Origin of the sequence: Clostridium beijerinckii (assembly GCA_003129525.1) — a bacterium.
GTDB lineage: Bacteria > Bacillota > Clostridia > Clostridiales > Clostridiaceae > Clostridium > Clostridium beijerinckii_D.
The window spans coordinates 1,582,839-1,599,700 of record CP029329.1 but is presented as its reverse complement, the minus strand read 5'-3'; the positions used below and the strand labels follow the sequence as shown (position 1 = coordinate 1,599,700).

The 16,862-nt window shown below is 29.9% G+C and carries 15 protein-coding genes; 2 read left to right on the top strand and 13 right to left on the bottom strand.

The genetic code is table 11. From position 1 onward, the window contains the following. Positions 1–3 precede the first annotated feature (3 nt). The 11 genes from DIC82_07035 to DIC82_06985 form a co-directional block, all read right to left on the bottom strand. A complete protein-coding gene (locus tag DIC82_07035; protein AWK50782.1) occupies positions 4–702 on the bottom strand; it encodes an N-acetylmannosamine-6-phosphate 2-epimerase in 699 nt (232 codons plus the stop codon). Between the two features lie 23 nt (positions 703–725). Continuing rightward, positions 726–1,679: an acetylxylan esterase gene (locus DIC82_07030; protein ID AWK50781.1), complete on the bottom strand. Its 954-nt coding sequence runs from the start codon at positions 1,677–1,679 to the stop codon at positions 726–728. Between the two features lies 1 nt (position 1,680). Next, positions 1,681–2,646, bottom strand: a complete 966-nt coding sequence (locus DIC82_07025) for an acetylxylan esterase (protein AWK50780.1) — start codon at positions 2,644–2,646, stop codon at positions 1,681–1,683. A gap of 10 nt (positions 2,647–2,656) precedes the next feature. Continuing rightward, positions 2,657–4,276, bottom strand: coding sequence for a F420H(2):quinone oxidoreductase (locus DIC82_07020; GenBank protein AWK50779.1), 1,620 nt, complete (start codon positions 4,274–4,276; stop codon positions 2,657–2,659). Further along, positions 4,266–5,195, bottom strand: a complete 930-nt coding sequence (locus DIC82_07015) for a dihydrodipicolinate synthase family protein (protein AWK50778.1) — start codon at positions 5,193–5,195, stop codon at positions 4,266–4,268. Before DIC82_07015 ends, DIC82_07020 begins: the two co-directional genes overlap by 11 nt. 2 nt (positions 5,196–5,197) lie before the next feature. Next, complete coding sequence (locus tag DIC82_07010; GenBank protein ID AWK50777.1) at positions 5,198–6,229, bottom strand: peptide ABC transporter ATP-binding protein; 1,032 nt, start codon at positions 6,227–6,229, stop codon at positions 5,198–5,200. Then, positions 6,216–7,226: a peptide ABC transporter ATP-binding protein gene (locus DIC82_07005; protein ID AWK50776.1), complete on the bottom strand. Its 1,011-nt coding sequence runs from the start codon at positions 7,224–7,226 to the stop codon at positions 6,216–6,218. Before DIC82_07005 ends, DIC82_07010 begins: the two co-directional genes overlap by 14 nt. A gap of 11 nt (positions 7,227–7,237) precedes the next feature. Next, a complete protein-coding gene (locus DIC82_07000; GenBank protein AWK50775.1) occupies positions 7,238–8,167 on the bottom strand; it encodes a peptide ABC transporter permease in 930 nt (309 codons plus the stop codon). Between the two features lie 9 nt (positions 8,168–8,176). Further along, on the bottom strand, positions 8,177–9,136 hold the full coding sequence (locus DIC82_06995) for a peptide ABC transporter permease (GenBank protein AWK50774.1): 960 nt from the start codon (positions 9,134–9,136) through the stop codon (positions 8,177–8,179). A 75-nt stretch (positions 9,137–9,211) separates the two neighbouring features. Next, the gene (locus tag DIC82_06990; GenBank protein AWK50773.1) at positions 9,212–10,855 is read right to left on the bottom strand and encodes an ABC transporter substrate-binding protein; all 1,644 of its coding nucleotides are present in this window, start codon (positions 10,853–10,855) and stop codon (positions 9,212–9,214) included. 343 nt (positions 10,856–11,198) lie between these two features. Further along, the gene (locus DIC82_06985) at positions 11,199–12,914 is read right to left on the bottom strand and encodes a methyl-accepting chemotaxis protein (GenBank protein ID AWK50772.1); all 1,716 of its coding nucleotides are present in this window, start codon (positions 12,912–12,914) and stop codon (positions 11,199–11,201) included. A 197-nt stretch (positions 12,915–13,111) separates the two neighbouring features. Here DIC82_06985 and DIC82_06980 point away from each other — a divergent pair, with 197 nt between their 5' ends. Beyond that, positions 13,112–13,564: a YhcH/YjgK/YiaL family protein gene (locus tag DIC82_06980; protein AWK50771.1), complete on the top strand. Its 453-nt coding sequence runs from the start codon at positions 13,112–13,114 to the stop codon at positions 13,562–13,564. A gap of 47 nt (positions 13,565–13,611) precedes the next feature. Here the strand turns inward: DIC82_06980 and DIC82_06975 are convergent, their stop codons facing one another. Then, positions 13,612–14,451: a MurR/RpiR family transcriptional regulator gene (locus tag DIC82_06975; GenBank protein AWK50770.1), complete on the bottom strand. Its 840-nt coding sequence runs from the start codon at positions 14,449–14,451 to the stop codon at positions 13,612–13,614. Positions 14,452–14,565: 114 nt separating this feature from the next. After that, positions 14,566–15,240, bottom strand: coding sequence for a competence protein ComEA (locus tag DIC82_06970; protein ID AWK50769.1), 675 nt, complete (start codon positions 15,238–15,240; stop codon positions 14,566–14,568). Positions 15,241–15,532: 292 nt separating this feature from the next. On the opposite strand from DIC82_06970, the gene DIC82_06965 reads away from it, so the two are divergent. After that, complete coding sequence (locus tag DIC82_06965; GenBank protein ID AWK50768.1) at positions 15,533–16,768, top strand: D-alanyl-D-alanine carboxypeptidase; 1,236 nt, start codon at positions 15,533–15,535, stop codon at positions 16,766–16,768. The last annotated feature ends 94 nt before the right edge of the window (positions 16,769–16,862 follow it).

The following is a 16,862-nucleotide window of genomic DNA, read 5'->3' as shown; positions in this document are numbered from 1 at the left end:
AATCTACATCTCTGAAATAGCATTAATAAATCTTGTTGCTATTTCTAATGGTCTAGTAATTGCACCACCAACTACTACTGAATATGCACCTAAATCAAAGGCTTTTACTGCTTGTTCTGGTTTGTGAATTCTCCCTTCAGCTATTATAGGAATATCAATATTTTTAGCTAAATCTTCTATTAGTTTGAAATCTGGTTCTTCTAACTTCTCAGTATATGGAGTATATCCGCTAAGAGTTGTTCCAACCATATCAATTCCAGACTTCCATGCATTTATACCCTCTTCTAAGTTTGATATATCTGCCATAAGAATTACTTCTGGATACTTTTCTTTAATAGCTTTAATAAATTCTGCCACTGTGCGTCCATCTACTCTGTCTCTTAAAGTGCAATCAAAGGCAATAATATCTGCTTTTGCTTCTACTAATTGATCTACTTCATCCATTGTAACTGTAATATGTTGCTCATAGCCTTCATAACATTTTTTTATTATTCCTATTACAGGCAAATTAGTTTCTTCTTTTATTCCTATAACATCAAGAACTCCATTTGTACGAATAGCACAAGCCCCTGCTTGTTTCGCTGCTCTCGCCATAAGTGGCATCATAGAACCATCTTCTATATATAAAGGTTCTCCTTCTAATGCTTGACAAGATATAATTAGATTTCCTTTTATTTTGTTTAGTATATCTTCTTTTTTCATAAATACCTCCATGTTTTATTAAATTACAATTTAATAAATTTTAAATTTTCATCTTCAAAAAAATTAATTAATTCATGTCCATACTTTGGAAAAACAACATGCTTTTTTTCACCTTTTGCATTGTTAAAGATGGCATATTGGGTACTTGGTGGGCAAATATTGTCAAGTAATCCTGTTCCAACAAATAGTTGACATTTAAGTTTTGATGCAAAATTAACAGCATCTATATATCCAAGCTTTTCAAATATCCTTTTTTCATTAATATGCATTGGATCAAACCATCTAAAGTAATATCTAATTCCTTCATAAGCCTCTATATCTAGATCCATATCCCATACACGTTTAAAGTCACTTAAAAATGGATATTGAAGTGAACACTTCTTTATATTCCCATTAAATACTGAAGTCACAAGAGCTATTGTTCCACCTTGACCTTTACCAAAAGTAATCATTTTATCTTTATCTGTATTGGGTAGTGCTTCAGCTATTTTTGATAATATATATCCATCTAAATAAACCTTAGTATAATACATTTTATCAACTTCATCGTGGATTCCATTTATTAAATGTCCACACACTGTAGATCCTTTTACACCGCCTAAATCTTCGCTCTTTCCACCTTGACCTCTGCAATCCATGGCAAGAACTGCATAATCAAGTGCAATATATCTAGTTAAGTGATGCCAGCCTCTACTTGATTGCTTATAATCATGAAATTCTAACACTGTAGGAACTTTGCCTTCATGATTTGGACATATGTACTTAGCATATATATTAGCTCCATCTATGCCTTTAAATATTATTTCATAATATTTTGCTTTTTTATTTTTAAATTCTTTTTGTGTAATTATATATTCTAATTTCATGTCATTTGCTTTTCTTATTTGATTATCCCAATACTCATCAAAATCTTTAGGTTTTATTCCAGAGCCTAAATATTGTTCCATTTCATTTATAGGCATATCTAATGCTGGCATATTATTCGTCCTCCTTTAAGAAGAAATCAATTAACATATCATCAAATGCTGAAATTTCTTCATGGGTATAATCAGGAAATATGAAATGTTGTTTTTTTGACTTTATATTATTATAGATTGCAAATTGTGTTGATGGAGGACATACATTATCTACTAATCCTGTTCCAAATAGTACTTCTGCTTCTAATCTATGAACAAAATTATGAACATCGATATATCCTAACTTAGTAAAGACTTCATCTTGATTTTCCTGCATAGGATCAAACCATCTTGAATAATAACGTAGACCTTCATAAGCAATCATATCTAAATCCATATCCCAAACTCTCTCATAATCAGAAAGAAATGGATATAATGCAGCACACCTTTTTATTATTTTGTTTAGTGACGTGCATGCAAGAGCAATGCCACCTCCCTGACTAGCACCATTTGCATAAATCCTATTAATATCAATTCCTTCTAATTCTTGAACTATTCTACATAATATTGATGTATTTTGGAATAAACGAACATAATACATATTCTTAGGCTCATCATCTAGACCAGCTACTATATGTCCAGCTACTGTTGTACCTTTTATACCACCAATATCATCGCCCTTGCCACCTTGTCCCGGGCAATCCATTGCAATAATTGCACATCCCATCCCTGCAAATGATGATTGTTCAAACCAACTTCTACTAGCTCCAGGGTATCCATGAAATTGTAGTATTAAAGGCACCTTTTCCTCTGACTTAGGATGTAAATACTTAGCATATACTTTTCCTCCATCAATACCATCAAACCATAAATCATAATATTCACATGAGTCATATCCTTGTATTTCACTTTTCTCTACTTTATAGTTTAATGGATGATTATTTACTTCTTTAAGTCTTTCATCCCAAAACAAATCAAAATCACTTGGTATTGGATTTGTTCCGGTATATTCTCTTAATTTTTCTAAATCCATATCTACTACTGGCATGTTTTACCTCCTATTCAAAATGAACATCTATGTTATCATTAAGTTCAATAATTATCTTCTTGTTCATATTAGAATTAGATTTCTTATAATCACTACGATAATGGGATCCTCTACTTTCTTTACGTAGATCAATTGCCATTAAAATACATTTAGATAATAATAGATTAGCCTTTAATCTATAAGATTTATTTATATCCTTCATATTAAAATCTGACTTATATACTAAATTGCTTTGTATTTCATCTATTCTTTTAATCGCACTTTGAACCGTTATTTCATTTTTTTCGATCATTGCTGCCCTAAACATGATTTCTTGTAACTCATTAATTAGTTCTTCAGCATTTTCAATCTCATAAGGTTCAAATTCTATTTTTTCTATACTGCTCATAATAATATTTGAAGCATATGTACTAGCAGACTCACCTGCTATTGTTCCAAATACTAATCCATTTGCAGTTGATAGTCCTCCAATCCTATCAGCTCCATGCATTCCTCCAGTTACTTCACCTGCTGCAAATAAACCATTTACTCCAGTTTGGGCCTTTTCATCAATTTTAATGCCCCCATTAGCAGCATGAAAATAAATTCCTAAGTTTATGTCATCATCAACTGTTAAATTTTTTCTTTCCTTTAACCAATCAAAATATACTTTGATAAATTCAGGTTGTTGATGTTTAATTTCTTCTTTATACCTAACTACAACTCCATTTCTATCTTTCATAAATTCATTAAAGATTTTATAGTCAATCTCTCTTGAATTTAATCTAGATGTAAAGGGACCATGTGTTGATCGCTCCTCTAATTTTTCCAGTTTGTTTTCCATTCCGTCAAAGATATTTTTTCCATATTGGTTTAAAATATCTACATATTTAAATGTCTTTTCATTAAATATTGTTTTAGGACATGGATTTATATATCCTGGCATCATCTGCATAAATTCTATATTTACTAATTTACATCCGCTTTTTAATGCTAACGATTGTCCCATTCCAGTAATATCATTTGTATTAAGTCTATACTTAAATAATCCGCCGATTCCTCCACTTGCTATTACAATTGCTTTACATTTAATAAATTCAAATTCCTTATTCTTATTAATTAATATAATTCCAATAACCTTTTCTTCTTCCTTTATAATTTCAATTACCTCGGAAAAAGGATATGTCTTTATATTTTGTGCTTTAAGTTTTTCACTAAATACTTCTTTTGCACTATCAAATAAAATTCCGTTCCAATTCCTTATTTTATGATCAAAGCATGGAATAAACTCTTTTTGATCTTTGTTAGCTGCTTCTTTCATATTTATATTCATTGATTTAACTAGCCGTATTGCTTTTGGTATATTGCTTACAAAAGTTTGAACTAGATTTTCATCAACTACATCACAACCAACTTCTTTAATTGTTTTTGCTAAATCTTTTTCATCTTCTTTGTTTTCTGGGCCTATTAGACCTAATCCCCATGTTCCAGGATAAAAGCTAGATCCAGATAAAATATTTGCACTACTAGATATAATTACTGATGCTCCATTATTTGATGCTTGGATTGCTGACATAACGCCAGCAATACCTGCACCAATAATAAACACATCACATTCACGTGATTTTTTTAGATTGATTTTATAGGGCATCTAAGAAATCAATTCCTTTTAAATCATAAGTTTCTTTTAACTTCTTAAATCCTTCTTTGAATTTAACTTCATCTTCTGATGTTAAATTTTGGAATGGTCTACGGCAATATCCGCCATTTACACCCAACCATTTTAAAACTACTTTCATTCCAGCATAAAATGATGGTAATTGTAATGCATACATTATAACTTCTACAGCTTGTTTTTGTAGTTTTTTTGCTTCATCTAGATCCTTATTTTGAACTGCATTAAAGATATTTATAAATAATTCTGGCATTATGTTATAGAAAGATCCAACTATTCCATCAGCTCCTGAAAGCAACCCTTGGGCAGCCATTTCATCAGCACCAGAATAAACTAAGAAGTCTTCTCCAACTTCATCTTTTATTTGTGTTATTTCATATAAAGATAATGCAGTGTATTTAATTCCCTTAATATTTTCAACTGCAGCTAAACGCTTTATAGCATTCATTCCAAGTAATCCTGCAAGAGGTACATTGTATACTATCATTGGAAGACTGCATGAATTTGCTATATCTGTATAATAATTAACTATTTGATCTTCATTAAACTTCCAGTAGAAAGGAGGTACACTTGAGATACCATCTGCTCCAACACTTTCAGCATGCTTAGCAAGATCGATTGAAATTTTTGTTCCAATAGCTCCTACATGAACTACAACTGGTACTCTACCTGCTGTTTCGTCCATTACTATTTCAACAACTTTTTTTCTTTCTTCTGAAGTCATTGTGAAACCTTCTCCAGTTGACCCAGTTAAATAAAGTCCGTTTACACCTTTACCTATTAAGAATGAAACTAATTGTCTCATACCTACTTCATCAATATTCTCTTCCTTGTCAAATACTGTTAATACAGCTGGAATTACACCTTTAAAGGCTTTAATGTCAAATTTACTCATTGTTATTCTCCTTTTTTATTCATATTTTGTTGTGCTAAATGACATGCAACGAAGTGGTCTTCTCCATTTATAACATATTTCTTTAATTCAGGTTCTTCTTTTTTACATATGTCCATGCACTTTATGCAACGTGGATGAAAATGACATCCTGATGGTGGGTTTACTGGACTAGGTACATCACCCTCCAAAATGATACGTTTTCCTTTTTTATCTAAATCAGCTATTGGAATAGCTGATAATAGAGCTTGTGTATATGGATGTAATGTATTATTAAATATTTGTGATGTTTCTGCAAGTTCTACAATTCTTCCTAGATACATTACAGCTATTCGATCACTTATGTATTCTACAACACTTAAATCATGAGTTATAAATATATATGTTAAATCTCTTTCACTTTTTATCTTCATTAATAGATTTAACACCTGTGCTTGTATAGATACATCTAATGCTGAAACTGATTCATCACATACTATTAACTCTGGATTAATACAAAGGGCTCTAGCTATACCAATTCTTTGTCTTTGTCCGCCTGAAAATTCATGTGGATATCTATCCATATATTCACGACGCATATTTACTGCTTCTAGAATATCTCCAATTAATATACGTCTATCTTCTTTTAGTGTTACTCCAAATTTCTTTAGTGGATCTGATAATGATTGATATATGGTAAAAGATGGATTTAATGAAGATTGTGGATCTTGAAATACTATTTGCATCTTTTTACGAGCTAAATCCATTTCCTCTGCATTTAATTTTCTTAAATCTTTCTTACCACCATATTGTTTAAAATCATAAATCATTTCTCCATGGGTAGGCTTTACTAATTGAAGAATTGATTTTCCAAGAGTAGTCTTCCCACATCCTGATTCTCCTACAAGTCCAAGAGTTTCTCCTCTGTATATAGTTAAATCAATACCATTTACTGCTTTTACATAGTTACTTACTTTATTAAAAAAACCTGATTTAACTGGGAATAAAGTTTTAAGACCTTTTAGTTCCAATAAAACTTCTTTGTTATTTGTTTCCATTCTTCATCACCTCTTTATGATTCCAACAACGTACCATATGTGTTCCACTTGTCATCTCTTCTCCAGGCATTGTATTACACTTTTCACATGCATAATTACATCTTGGAGCAAATTGACATCCTATTGGTCTATCAAATGGATCTGGTGTTGAACCTTTTATTGGATGTAATTCTTGTTCTCTTCCTTTTCCTAAGATAGGAATTGATTTTAATAAAGCTTCTGTGTATGGATGAGCAGATGTTTTTAATACTTCTCTTGCGGTTCCAGATTCAATGATATTTCCCATATACATTACTGCTACTTCATCAGCTAATTCAGCAACAACTCCCATATCATGAGTAATTAAAAGTATTGCTGTATCATAATCTCTCTTTAGTTTATCCATAAGTTCAAATATTTGAGCTTGGATTGTAACATCAAGAGCTGTTGTAGGTTCATCTGCTATTAATACTTTTGGATTACAACTCATAGCTAGTGCTATCATTGCCCTTTGACGCATACCACCTGAAAATTGATGTGGATACTCATTAATTCTTTGTTCTGGAAAAGGGATTCCCATATCTATTAATAATTTTAGTGCTCTATCGTAAGCTTCTTTCTTAGTTACTTTTTCATGAGAAAGAATATTTTCCATTATTTGATATCCTATTGTATATACAGGATTCAATGCTGTCATAGGATCTTGGAATATCATTGCAATATCCTGTCCTCTTAAATGGCGCATTTCTTTACCATTTCTCTCTAACTTATCTATTCTTATATCACCTTTGTCACCATGATATATAATCTCGCCTTGTTCAATACGAGAAAGTTTTGGCAATAACTGCATAATTGACGATGCTGTTACGCTCTTACCACAACCAGATTCTCCTACAACACAAAGGGTTTTACCTTTCTTTACTTGGAAAGACACTCCATTGATTGCTTTATTACATCTTTGATTAGTATAAAAGTACGTTTTTAAGTTTTTTACCGAAATAATAGGTCTATCTTCCATATCTTTACCTCCTAACCTTGTTGTGTTGGATCTGTAGTATCACGAATACCATCACCAAGAAAGTTTATGCCCATAACAAATAATGAAATTGTTATGCCGACAGGCAACCATAACCACCAGTTATTTTGTAATGTAAACATATCTTGTGCAGCATTTAGGATATTACCCCAAGTTGCTATTTCTAATGGAACTCCTAATCCTAAGAAACTTAATGATGCTTCTTGTAAAATAAACATTGCTGTACTTAATGTTATATTAACAACTATTGGCCCAATTGCATTTGGTAACATGTGTTTATAACATATTAGAAATTCATTTAGTCCAAAAGCTTTAAGTGATTGTACATATTCTTCTTCACGAATTGTTAATATTTGCGAACGAGCCATACGGTATACGCTACCCCATCCAGTTAAAATAAATATTACAATTAAGTTTGTTAAACTTTGTCCAAGTATTGTTACAAGTAGTAATACAAGAACTAGTTGTGGAAATGACATAAATACTTCTGAAATATGTAATACTATTTTATCAAACCATCCACCTTTATATCCTCCATAACAACCAAGTAATACACCTATAAGGGCACAACCAAGTGCACTACCTAAACCAATGAATATTGAGATTCTTCCACCATATAAAACTCTTGAGAATACATCTCTTCCAACTTTATCCGTTCCAAAAAAGTGATTTGCTGATGGTGATTGTAATACACTATTCATGTCTGCTTTAAGAGGATCATATGAAGTTAGCAGTGGTGCCAATATTGAAGCTACCAAAATAATTATAAATATCCCTGCTCCAGCAAGAGCTAGTTTATTATTAAGAAATTTTCTTAGTGTACGATTGACATTTTGATTTTTTAATTGTCCTGACTCTTCTAATTCTTTAATTTTATCAAGTTTACGATCAAATTTACTTCTTTTTACATTTAATTCTGCCATAGTACCCTCCTAATCTAACTTAACACGTGGGTCAAGTAAAGCTGTTGCAACATCTACGATTAAACTTGCAAGTAAAACTGCAATTACTGAGAACAATGCAATCATCATAACTAACGAGTAGTTTTGAGCACGAATTGCTGTAGCAAACGCACTACCAACGCCTGGCCATCTAAAGATTGTTTCAATAACAACTGATCCTCCAATCAATGTAGGTAGTCTAAATCCTACTAAAACTATTACAGGTGTTAAAGCTACTCTAAATCCATGAACTAAATTTACACGCCATTCTGGTAAACCCTTACTTCTTGCTGTACGGATATACTCTTTGTTCATTGTATCTAACATACTTGAACGAGAATATCTCATAACTCCAGCTGTTAAAGATATTCCTAAAACAAGTGCTGGCATAATTAAGTATTGAATGCGGTCAAAGAATTCTTTTTTCCCTGGTGCCATACGTCCTCCTACTGGAAGCCAATCTAAATTCAGTGCAAAAATTAATATCATAACCATACCAAAGAAGAATTCTGGAATAGATACCCCAATCATTCCTGCTACAGTTAATACACCTTCTTCAATAGTACCACGACGAATTGCACTGATTAGACCTAACAAACTACCAAGTATTGTTGATATTAATAATGCAGCTATTGATAATTCTAAAGTTGCAGGTATTAATTTCTTTAACTCATCAGCTATAGGAACCCCACTAGTTAAACTATATCCAAAATTACCTGTTAGTAGCTGACCAAGCCATTTAAAATAACGAATTAGAAATGGATCATTCAATCCATAAGATGCACGAATTTCATCCAGCTTTGAAGCATCAACATTTGCTAACATTTCTGGACTAATCATATGCGATACTGCATCTCCTGGTGTTAAATCAAGGGCAAAGTATATAATGAATGTTATTACAAATACCATGGGAATTAAACTGAGTAATCTTTTTACGGTAAACTTTAACATATTTTCCTCCTTTTTTGAGACTTGGTGAACTGAATTTAATCAGTTCACCATTTATTTTTTGTTATGTTTAAAATTTTATTTAAGTGTCCAATTTTGAATATTCCAGTTGTAGTTAAATTGAGGATTACCATATTTTTCAATACCAGTATCTACTTTATTACTTTGGATTACATAAATTGGTTGATAATATAGTGGAATACTAAACAATGTTTCATTTTCATACTTTTGTAATTCGAAGAATGCATTTTTTTGTACTTCAGTATCCATAGAAGAATTTGTTGCATCAATTAATGCATTTAATTTTTCATCTGCTGGAGTATGAGAGTTTGATGGTGAACCTTCTCTATATCTGTCATAGTATTCATGCATTGATAATGCTGCATTAGCTGCATAAGCCATATCCCAATCTACAGCACTTGGGCCGTTCTTTTGATCAGCTGGTGCTTTCCAAAGTATTGAAGCTAAGTCGCCTTCAACTAATTTAAATTTCATATTAACACCAATTTCTTTTAGTTGAGATTGAATTGTAGTCATAAGATCAACTGTTAATTGATCTGTGTAATAGTAAACAACATTTAATGTATAATTTGGATCCCAACCTGCTTGAGCTAATAATTCTTTAGCCTTTGTTGGATTATAATCATAATTTTCTAATCCTTCAACTTTATCAGGTCCATCTGGAGTTAAGCTGTTTGCTGGAATTACTGTTCCATCATATAAGCTTTTAGATATAGTATTCATATCAATACCATATTTAAGGGCTTGTCGTACTCTTACATCAGAAAGTGGAGATTTTGTTCCATCTTTTTTATTAAATTTATTTACATATAATAAACGAGTATATCTAACATCAACTTTATTTAATGTAACGTCTTTAGAGTCTTTAAGTGCTTTAATATCGGAAACAGTCTTAGTGTATCCAAAATCTAACATGTTTGATTTTGCATTGTTAACTAAGTTAGGATCACTGTCCCCAGGGCTTGGAGTTAATTGAATATCATATTTAGGCACTCCATTGTAGTACTTATCAAATGGTACTAAAGTAGCATAATCATTCATGCTTACTTCCCCTATTTTAAATGGACCAGATCCAATAGGTTTTTGGAAGTATTCTGCTTGTTGGAACCTTAATGGATCAACATCTTTAAAATATTTCTCAGGTAATGGTGCAAATTGTGTGAAAGTTAATAATGCATCTGGTGCTACTTTATTAAACGTAATAGTTATTTTGTTACCATCGATAACTATACCATCTATTGATTCAGCCGTTTTATCTATATAAGCGTCACTACCTTTTATAGCTTTGAAAGTATTAATAAATACTTGATTTAATACAGCAGTTTTTAAAGAATATTCTATACTCCATTTAATGTCTTGTGGAGTGATTTTTTCTCCATCATGCCAGTAAATATCATCTCTTAAATTGAATATCAATTCAGTACCATCTTTACTTAAAGAATAATCTTTTGCCAATTGTCCTTCAGAAGGTTTTAAATTCTCATCTGCAACTATTAAGTGATCATACAATACCTTTGAATATGTATAACTTCCTGGATTTAACCAAGGTGTTTCAAAAAATTCAACTGGTCCTCCATTTGAATACATAATATTAGTAGCTTCTGCACTTCCATTTGATCCTTTGTTTGCACCTCCACATCCAATTAATGATAATGACATAATTCCTGTTAAAAGTAAGGCAACCATTTTTTTATTTTTCATTATTTTACCCTCCATATTTTTTAACATTTTATTTGAAGTACCACTCCCTTTTTTTATTTTTTTTGGAGTATCGCTTCATCTGTTTTGATTATAGCATCTCTTTTTACTTTTGTAAACGATATTTTTGCATTTTTTTATTTCTTAATACGTTTACACAATTCTATTGAATATTATATATAAATAGCTTTTTAAATCTTTATATATCCATGTTATCCACCTATCCATGTAAATGCAAAAAAGCAAAGAATAGAATAATTAATTAGATTCTATTGTCTTTGCTTTTACCTTTCTAATAATATAAAAAAAAATATATACCATATTCCAGATATTATTAACATTAATTTTATATTTTAAATTTTTGTACTATATCATTTAGTTTTTGTGAAAGTTCAGCTTGACTTTGTGAAGATTCTGCAATGTCAGAAGTTGCAAATGTTATTTCATTAACACTTCTCAATATTTCTTCAGAGCCAGCTGCAGATTGTTTAGCTACTTCCGAAACGTTTTGTATAGCACTTTCTACTTTCATTACCACTTCATTCATTTGTGTTGAGGATGATGCAAATTCTCCTATTAGATTCTTCATAAATTCAGCGTCCTTTTCATATTGCATACCTGTATTCATAAGAAATTCATAACTTGGCTTTACATTGTCACTCATAAATTCAAGAACATCTTGTCCACTCTTCGAAAGACTTCCGACTGCACTTTGAACTTCTGATACCATTTTTTGAATGATAGCAACTGCTTGTGAAGATTGTTCAGCAAGTTTTCTTACTTCATCAGCAACTACAGCAAATCCTTTTCCTTGTTCTCCTGCTCTTGCTGCTTCTATAGCAGCATTTAAAGCAAGTAAATTAGTTTGTTCTGCTATGCTGCCAATAGAATCTGCCATGACTTTAACTTCTACTACAACTTTAGAGTTTTCGATAGCTTTTAGAATATTTGTACGATTTTTATCGTAAATTAAATTACTTTGTTCTATATTTTTTAATGCCTTATCTTTTATATCAACAGCACGCTTCTCTATTTCTCTTACAGATATTGTTGCATCACTTGCATTTTTTGCAAGAATCTTTGTAGTAATACTTATTTCCTTTGCTGAAACGGTTACATTTTCAGCAGTATCACTTAAGTCTTGTATTCTCTTGGATATTTGATTTGTAGATTCATTTACTACATTCATTTGAGATGAAATTTCTTCAGTGGTTGCAGAAAGCTCTTCACTTGTTGCACTTATATCACTAGAACCATTGATTATTTCAATTATTAGATTTTTTATATTTTTATTTGCAATGTTTAATGATTTTGAAAGATTACCTATTTCATCCTTTGTATCAACTTGTATAGCTTTAGTTAAATCTCCATTTCCAAAAGCTTCAGCAAATAATACTATCATTTTTAATTTTCTTGAAATCATAAGTGATAGTGATAATCCTAATGCAATAGCAATAATAAAACCTAATATTACTATAGAAATTGTAGCGTATGAAGAAATTCTATAATTGGAGTTATTCAATGCATAGGAATTATCAGCTTGACTAATAGAATTGGCTATTAATATACTCATATTTGAAGATACATTTTTTATATTTTGATTAATTACAGCAGTACTAGCTTCTGCTGCATCATAATTATTCATATCAACATATTTTATTGCTGAATTAGATGAATCAATGAATGCCTTTGAATTCTCTTTTAGCTGAAAAAAAATTTTTTCTTCTGATTTAGAAATTAATTTTTTCTCATATGAATCAATAAGATTATTAGTTTGATTAAATAATTCATTTATATCCTTCTTTATAATATCATTTTGCGGATTACTATTTTTTTCATATATAAGTTTTAATAAGTCAATACGCACCTCGTCAAAATTTTGTCTTATAGTAGTTAAATTTTTTACTGTTTCTAAATTATAATCATGCATAGTAACTGCATTATTATTAATAATTTTCATATTATATATTCCAATAAAACCGACAATCCCAATTAATATTGCAACAATAGTGAAAGATAATATTAGTTTTTGTGATATTTTAAAATTCTTAAACGTTTTCATGAAAAACTCCCCATTTCCTATTAATTTTAACAATTGTCTTGCTATTAATATCAAATATTAATACAGAAAGTTAATAAATCCAATAATATACAGAGTTTTAGAAACCTGTTGTCATTGAATGGAACATGTTTCTTTTTATAGTATATTTATTTGATATTATTTATTTAATGCTATAATAAATCAAAAAGGAGATTTTTATGATAATAGGTAAGATTAAAGATTTAAATCGTTATAAAGGATTAAATATTAACTTAGACAAAGCAATAGACTTTATTTTAAATACTGATTTACTTTCTTTAGAGCATGGTCGTAACGAAATTGATGGGGATAATGTTTTCCTCAATAGATTTTCTTACACTTGTTTAAAAGAAGAGGATTGTTTTTTTGAAGGTCATAAAGATTACTTAGATATTCACTTAGTACTTAAAGGCCAAGAGTTATTAGGTTATAGTGATGTATCAAATTTAAATGCTGTGACAGAGTATGATCCAAAGGATGACTTTATTAAATATTCTGGTTCAGTACAAACTTATTGTAAATCACTCGTTGGTGACTTTATTATCACCTTTCCAGAAGATATACATATGCCAAAGATATCAATAAATAATGACTTTGTTGAAAAAGCAGTATGTAAAGTACTAGTTAAATAATTCTAAAAACATAGAAGAAGTATCAATATATCGATACTTCTTTTATGTTAATCAGCAGCCTTTGTTACAACTGCTTTTGCTGTCTTTTGTTTTTGTAATACTGCACTCTTTTTGTTTTGCATTAAATATTCTGAACAAAGTAGATCTATTATATACAGCTGTGATATTTTTCCTGTAAAAGATCCTCCTTCTAGCGGGTTTTCTTTTGCCGCTGTAAGTAATACACAATCTGCAAGCTGGGCAATAGGAGAAAGTATGTAGCTTGTAATTGCAATAACTTTAGTATTTTCTCCCTTCGCTATTTTTAATGCTTCAATAATATCTTTAGTATAACCTGAGATACTAAAAACAATGATTACATCCTTATTATTACCAATTGATGAATACATGGATTGAAAATGTGGATCTATTACAGAATTCCCTATAACCCCTAACCTCATAAATCTAACTTGCGCCTCATTAGCGGTAAATCCTGAGGATCCTACTCCGTAGAAAAATACTCTCTTTGCATCAGTAATCATTTTAATAGCTAAGTTTAGATTATCTTGAACAAGAGTTGCCTTGGTATTTGTAATTGTTTGTACAATTCTTTCAGCATTTGTCTCTATATAATTCTCGTAAGTATTATGTTCTTCCCTATTGTCCATATTTTCATTATCTGTATTAGCTTCTTTTGCTATTTCAAGCTTTAAATCTTGAAATCCGCTAAAGCCTATCTTTCTTACAAATCTTATAATGGTTGCTTCACCAACCTCTATGTTTTGTGATATTTCTAATAATGTTTGATATATTATCTTTCCTTTTTCTTTTAAAATATAATCTGCAACCTTTTTTTCTGTCTTACTTAATGATGGATAACAAGATTTTATAATTGCTATGTACTTCATTTTTTCACCAACCTTTAATTATATATTATCACAATACTTAAATTCCTTGTATAACATTTTTCTCCAAATAGTTTTATTATGTTAAGTATTTCATTGTAAAATCATCTAATATCACTAAGTTTCAATTTGTTCTTTTATTTTTTCAAACATCTTTTCTCCAATTCCAGTTACATTTTTTATATCTTCTTTTGATTTGAATCCTCCATTTTGTTCTCTGTATTCAATTATGCTATTCGCTTTTGAATCACCTATGCCATCTAATGTTTTTAATTGTTCTATTGTTGCAGTATTTATATTTACTATATTATTAGAAATTCCTTGACTGTTATTTGTATTTAATTCTGAATTTGTATTTATACCTTCTCTAGTTATATCATTTTTGTTTGCAATATAAACTAACTCATGATTTTGTAATTTTTTTGCTCTATTTATATTGCTTAAATCTGCATTTTCAGTAAGTCCACCGGCAACCTCTATAAGTTCCTTTACTATAGCATTTTCATTCAATGTATACACATCTGGTTTTTTGATTTCACCTTTAATTTCTACAACTATACTTTTATCATTTCCCGCAATAGTTACTTCCTTATTATTTTTCACATTATTGCTTGATGATACTGTTGATATATCAGTATTTTCTGTATCGTCGACAAAAATACTTTCTGTATCGTTCTTCTTTAATTCTTTAAATCCAGATTTTAGATATAAAATTCCAAATGTAAATAATACAATAGCTAATATAATTAATATTCCTATTTTTTTCTTGTCTTTTAGCAATTCTTGCATCATTATTCCTATCTCCTCTTTATATTTATTGGAACTTTTATAAGGCAAATTCGAAATATATATTTCATTTTTTATTGTTGTTTTCTTTCATATGCCTAGCTAAAATTTCTATTATGTATATCATTTCCACATTTATTATAATTTAGACCATTTGGTGGATTAATATAAATTTTATATGGCGTAATTGTGATTTTTTTGGTAGAATATATTGTAAACGTAATGAAAAATATTTTAAATTTATATGTTGCAAATGCAAAAAAAATAGTATTTCAACATATCTAGTATGGAGATTTTTATGAGACGAATTTTTAAAACATTTAATATAATATTTTTATTCTTATTTTGTTTTACATTTACTAATGTAAAAGCAGAAACAACTCAGCCCGAAATTAATGCTGAAGGATGTATCTTAATTGATGCCTCTACTGGTGAAGTATTATATGGGAAAAATGAAGAGAAGGTTTTAGAGCCTGCTTCAACAACTAAAGTAATGACAGCACTTATAACTTTAGAAAAATGTAAACTTGACGATCAAGTTACAGTTCAAGAGGACTTTACAAAAATAGATGGAACAGCCATCGGGCTATTAAAAGGTGATGTATTAACTGTACGAGATTTACTTCTAGGTCTTATTTTAGAATCTGGGAACGATTGTGCAAATGCTTTAGCCGATCATATATCCGGAAGCACAATTGAGTTTTCTAAACTTATGAATGCCAAGGCAAAAGAACTTGGAGCATTACATACAAACTTTAAAAATCCAAGTGGTTTACCAGATCCAGAACATACAACAACAGCACATGATTTAGCATTGTTTCTAAGGGAAGCTATAAATAATAAAGATTACATGAATATTTCTAATACTCAGTCTTGTACAATAACAATGAAAAATAATACTTCTAAAACAATTATAATAAACAATAAAAATTATATGATTAACAAAAATTCTAGATATTATTATCCATTTGCCATATCTGGCAAAAATGGATATACAACAAAATCAAATCATACTTATGTAGCTGCTGCCGAAAAAGATGGTCATGTACTTATAGCTTCCTTTTTAAATGCACTTAATAAGGATCAAAACTTTAATGACATGCAAACTGTTTTTAATTATGGATTTGATAATTATTCTTTAGTACATCTTTATAAGAAAGATACACAAATTTCAGAGTATAAAGTAACTAATGAACTTACAATACCAATTGTGAGTAAAAAAGATATAGATTATATTGTTCCTAAAGGAAAAGAGAATACAATATCTTCTGATATTAAAATAGAAGATGCAGATTTAAGTAAGCAATCTTTTAATAAAGATGATAATATCTTGAAAGGAACTGTTTATGTTAATGATAAACAATATATAACTGTTGATTTAGCAGCTGGAGTTTCTAGATATTATGAGCCTATAATCTCTGTTAAATCTTTATCTCAAAATTCTAGCCTTCCAATTTATATCGGATCTGGTGTTGCTATATTAGCTGGATTAGCTGGCTTAAGGAGATTTATAAAGATGAAACCCAAAAAGTAACTTTTTTGATATAGTTATTTTTACAATATATTTACTAATACAAATAGGATTGATAATTACTAATAAATATTCTGAAATTTGTGTTAACAATTTT

Bases quoted from the DNA above. Each gene is read 5' to 3' on its own strand.
- DIC82_07035 (AWK50782.1), bottom strand. From the start codon at position 702: ATGAAAAAAGAAGATATACTAAACAAAATAAAAGGAAATCTAATTATA.
- DIC82_07030 (AWK50781.1), bottom strand. From the start codon at position 1,679: ATGCCAGCATTAGATATGCCTATAAATGAAATGGAACAATATTTAGGC.
- DIC82_07025 (AWK50780.1), bottom strand. From the start codon at position 2,646: ATGCCAGTAGTAGATATGGATTTAGAAAAATTAAGAGAATATACCGGA.
- DIC82_07020 (AWK50779.1), bottom strand. From the start codon at position 4,276: ATGCCCTATAAAATCAATCTAAAAAAATCACGTGAATGTGATGTGTTT.
- DIC82_07015 (AWK50778.1), bottom strand. From the start codon at position 5,195: ATGAGTAAATTTGACATTAAAGCCTTTAAAGGTGTAATTCCAGCTGTA.
- DIC82_07010 (AWK50777.1), bottom strand. From the start codon at position 6,229: ATGGAAACAAATAACAAAGAAGTTTTATTGGAACTAAAAGGTCTTAAA.
- DIC82_07005 (AWK50776.1), bottom strand. From the start codon at position 7,226: ATGGAAGATAGACCTATTATTTCGGTAAAAAACTTAAAAACGTACTTT.
- DIC82_07000 (AWK50775.1), bottom strand. From the start codon at position 8,167: ATGGCAGAATTAAATGTAAAAAGAAGTAAATTTGATCGTAAACTTGAT.
- DIC82_06995 (AWK50774.1), bottom strand. From the start codon at position 9,136: ATGTTAAAGTTTACCGTAAAAAGATTACTCAGTTTAATTCCCATGGTA.
- DIC82_06990 (AWK50773.1), bottom strand. From the start codon at position 10,855: ATGAAAAATAAAAAAATGGTTGCCTTACTTTTAACAGGAATTATGTCA.
- DIC82_06985 (AWK50772.1), bottom strand. From the start codon at position 12,914: ATGAAAACGTTTAAGAATTTTAAAATATCACAAAAACTAATATTATCT.
- DIC82_06980 (AWK50771.1), top strand. From the start codon at position 13,112: ATGATAATAGGTAAGATTAAAGATTTAAATCGTTATAAAGGATTAAAT.
- DIC82_06975 (AWK50770.1), bottom strand. From the start codon at position 14,451: ATGAAGTACATAGCAATTATAAAATCTTGTTATCCATCATTAAGTAAG.
- DIC82_06970 (AWK50769.1), bottom strand. From the start codon at position 15,240: ATGATGCAAGAATTGCTAAAAGACAAGAAAAAAATAGGAATATTAATT.
- DIC82_06965 (AWK50768.1), top strand. From the start codon at position 15,533: ATGAGACGAATTTTTAAAACATTTAATATAATATTTTTATTCTTATTT.